At 53.9% G+C, this 3,458-nt stretch carries 3 protein-coding genes; 2 read left to right on the top strand and 1 reads right to left on the bottom strand.

Annotated elements, in window-relative coordinates:
* Positions 1-218: 218 nt before the first annotated feature.
* Both UC15_RS25435 and UC15_RS25430 read left to right on the top strand, forming a co-directional pair.
* Entirely contained in the window at positions 219-1,265 is a 1,047-nt protein-coding gene (locus UC15_RS25435; RefSeq protein ID WP_112291997.1) for an oxidoreductase, read from the top strand.
* Between the two features lie 79 nt (positions 1,266-1,344).
* On the top strand, positions 1,345-2,364 hold the full coding sequence (locus tag UC15_RS25430; RefSeq protein ID WP_112291995.1) for a bile acid:sodium symporter family protein: 1,020 nt from the start codon (positions 1,345-1,347) through the stop codon (positions 2,362-2,364).
* A gap of 62 nt (positions 2,365-2,426) precedes the next feature.
* Here UC15_RS25430 and add read toward each other — a convergent pair whose 3' ends face one another.
* Complete coding sequence (add, locus tag UC15_RS25425) at positions 2,427-3,425, bottom strand: adenosine deaminase (protein WP_112291994.1); 999 nt, start codon at positions 3,423-3,425, stop codon at positions 2,427-2,429.
* Positions 3,426-3,458: the final 33 nt, after the last annotated feature.

The following is a 3,458-nucleotide window of genomic DNA, read 5'->3' as shown; positions in this document are numbered from 1 at the left end:
GAGCCCCACGACCTTGACCTTTCAGTCAGTGTGGGTGGCACAACCCACGACCTTGACCTTGACCTTGACCTAAAGGCCCGTTTGGGCGGCGAACCCAATTCTCTGGCCTGTGTGGGCGGCGAGCCCACGAAAAATTTCACTTGTCCAGCTTTGTAAGCTGGTGTCAAATCAGATGATTAGCGTCCTGACGGGCAAGACCGTTAAATAAAGGAAATCATATGACCCAGACCCTCCGCGTAGGCCTCATCGGCTACGGCTTTGCCAGTAAAACGTTTCATTCCCCGCTGATCGACGGCACGCCCGGTCTGGAACTTGCCGTGGTTTCCAGCAGCGATGCCGGTAAAGTCCATGCCGACTGGCCCAATGTGGCGGTAGTTGATTCGCCGGAAAAGCTGTTTGCTGATGCTTCTATCGATCTGGTGGTGATCCCGACGCCAAATACCACGCATTTCCCTCTGGCTCAGCTGGCGCTGGAAGCCGGTAAACATGTGATCGTGGATAAGCCTTTTACCGTCACGCTGGCAGAAGCCCGCGAGCTGGATGCGCTGGCACGTGAAAAAGGCAAAGTACTGTCGGTGTTCCATAACCGTCGCTGGGATTCCGATTTCCTCACGGTTAAAACGCTGATTGAAGAAGGCGCGCTCGGCGAGGTTGTGTATTTCGAATCCCATTACGACCGCTATAAACCACAGGTGCAGCAACGCTGGCGTGAAAGTGATGCGCCGGGCAGCGGCATCTGGTTTGATTTAGGTTCGCATCTGCTGGATCAGGCGCTGCAACTGTTCGGTGTGCCGGAAACTTTGCAGGCTGATCTGGCTGTGTTGCGTCCCGGCGGCAAAGCGGTGGATTATTTTAACGCCGTGCTGACGTATCCGCGCCGTCGCGTCGTGCTCCACAGCACCGTGTATGCAGTGGCGGAAACAGCGCGCTTTATTGTGCAGGGCGAAAAGGGCAGCTACGTGAAATTTGGTCTGGATCCGCAGGAGGACCGGCTGAAAGCCGGTGAACGTTTACCACAAGCTGACTGGGGATTCGACAAACGAGATGGCGTGATTACGCTGAGTCAAGATGGCGTGTTGGCTGAGAAATCACTGCTGACCATTCCGGGCAATTATCCGGCCTATTATGCCGGTGTGCGCGATGCGATTAACGGACAGGGCGATAACCCGGTTCCGGCCGCAGATGCTATCCGCGTCATGGAAATGATCGAACTGGGGATCCAGTCCTCAGAACAACAGGCGACGCTGAAAGTCATTAAGAACTAATAAGTCGTCTGCGTTTATGAAGTGTCACTTTAGTGGCACTTTTATTTTTCATTTGTTATTCACTTTGCAAGGAAGGTTCATGTCTTGGTTACAACGTCTGAAAATCGACAAATTTTTGCTGATCCTGGTCTGTGTCGTCGTCATCGCTTCATTTTTCCCGTGTGAAGGGATTTATAAAACCTTCTTCGGCTACCTGACCACGGCCGCTATCGCGCTGCTGTTCTTTATGCATGGGGCGAAGCTTTCCCGTGAAGCCATTATGGCGGGGATCAGCCACTGGCGCTTGCATCTGGTGGTGTTCCTCAGCACCTTCGCGCTGTTCCCGCTCCTGGGTCTGGGCATGAAATGGCTGGTGCCGGTGGGTATTTTGACGCCGACGTTGTATTACGGTTTCCTGTATCTTTGCGCACTGCCAGCGACCGTGCAGTCGGCGATTGCTTATACCTCAGTGGCGGGTGGTAATATTCCGGCGGCGATTTGCAGCGCGTCGGCATCCAGTATTCTCGGCGTATTCCTCTCGCCGGTGCTGGTTGGCTTGCTGATGCACACGCAGGGCGGCACCAGTGACACCTTGCACGCCATCGGATCTATCGTTTTACAGCTGATGGTGCCGTTTATTATCGGGCATCTGTGCCGTCCGCTGATTGGTGCGTGGGTGCAGCGTCATAAAAAAATCGTCAATATTACTGACCGTTCTTCGATACTGCTGGTGGTTTATGTGGCATTTAGCGCTGCCGTGGTTGAAGGGATATGGCATCAGATCGACGGATGGTCACTGCTGGCGATCCTCGGTTGTTCAATTGTGCTGCTGACGATTGTGCTGATTATCAACACCTACGTGGCCCGTCTGTTTGGTTTCAATACCAAAGATGAAATCACTATTGTGTTCTGCGGCTCGAAGAAAAGTCTGGCGAACGGTATTCCGATGGCGAATGTGCTGTTCCCGGCGGCGGCTGTGGGCGCGATGGTGTTGCCACTGATGATTTTCCATCAGATCCAGCTGATGGTCTGCGCGGTGCTGGCTTCGCGTTATGCCAAACGTGTGGCGCGTGAAGAAGCTGAAGCGGTAGTGAAGAAAGAAGAAGTTAAGTCGGTTTAACACTGAATAAAAAAGAAAAGGGCGGGAATATGTTCCCGCCCTTTTTATTGCTTAAAAAACAGTTACGCGGACACTTTATCGCGAATTGCCTGTTTCTCAGTTTCAGTCAGGAACGCCATAGTCAGGCCATTCTTTTGCGCCTGACGGATTTCTTCCTGAGTCAGACCAGCAGCTGGCGCGGCAACGTTATATTCGTTGGCAATCTCGATACCCTGAACCGACGGGTCATCGGTATTGATAGACGCCAGCACGCCGTGGCGCAGGAATACTGCCAGCGGATGGTTTTCGAAAGAGCCGACGGTGCTGGTCTGAATGTTAGAAGTCAGACAGGATTCGATACCAATCTGATGCTTCGCCAGGAAGTCCATCAGTTCAGGGTCTTGCGCCGCTTTAACGCCGTGGCCGATACGTTCTGCACCCAGTTCACGGATAGCCTGCCAGATGCTTTCCGGACCTGCCGCTTCACCGGCATGAACGGTAATGCGCCAGCCCGCGTCACGCGCGCGGTTAAAGTGGCTGAGGAACAAGCTGCCGGGGAAGCCCAGTTCATCACCGGCCAGATCCAGCGCGGTAATGCCATCGCGGTGCGCCAGTAGGCCTTCCAGTTCCTGCAGACAGGCGTCTTCACCAAAAGTACGGCTCAGAATGCCGATCAGACGCACATCGATATCATGATGTTGCTGACCTTCGCGGATCCCTTCAATCACCGCTTCCACCACGCCCGCCACCGGCAGTTTGTGGTTCATCGCCATGTAGTAAGGGGAGAAACGCAGTTCGGTGTAATGCAGACCGGCACGCGCGGCATCTTCAACGTTCTCTTTAGCAATGCGACGGCAGGCATCCAGATCGCCCAGCACTTTGACGCCCCAGTCGAGTTTTTGCAGAAAACTCACCAGATCCGGTTCGGTATGCATCACCTGCACGTGCGGGCGCAGGGCTTCGAGTTCATTGGCAGGCAAGGTCAGATTAAACTGACGTCCTAAATCGAGAATGGTTTGAGCGCGGATGTTGCCATCAAGGTGGCGGTGAATATCGGTCAGGGGAAGGCGTGTGTCGATCATGGTGTGCACTCATTATTATTGAAATGTGCGGGG

This window comes from Rahnella sp. AN3-3W3 (assembly GCF_003263545.1).
Lineage (GTDB): Bacteria > Pseudomonadota > Gammaproteobacteria > Enterobacterales > Enterobacteriaceae > Rahnella > Rahnella variigena.
This window is presented reverse-complemented; position numbering and strand designations above follow the sequence as displayed.

Bases quoted from the DNA above. Each gene is read 5' to 3' on its own strand.
- UC15_RS25435 (WP_112291997.1), top strand. From the start codon at position 219: ATGACCCAGACCCTCCGCGTAGGCCTCATCGGCTACGGCTTTGCCAGT.
- UC15_RS25430 (WP_112291995.1), top strand. From the start codon at position 1,345: ATGTCTTGGTTACAACGTCTGAAAATCGACAAATTTTTGCTGATCCTG.
- add (WP_112291994.1), bottom strand. From the start codon at position 3,425: ATGATCGACACACGCCTTCCCCTGACCGATATTCACCGCCACCTTGAT.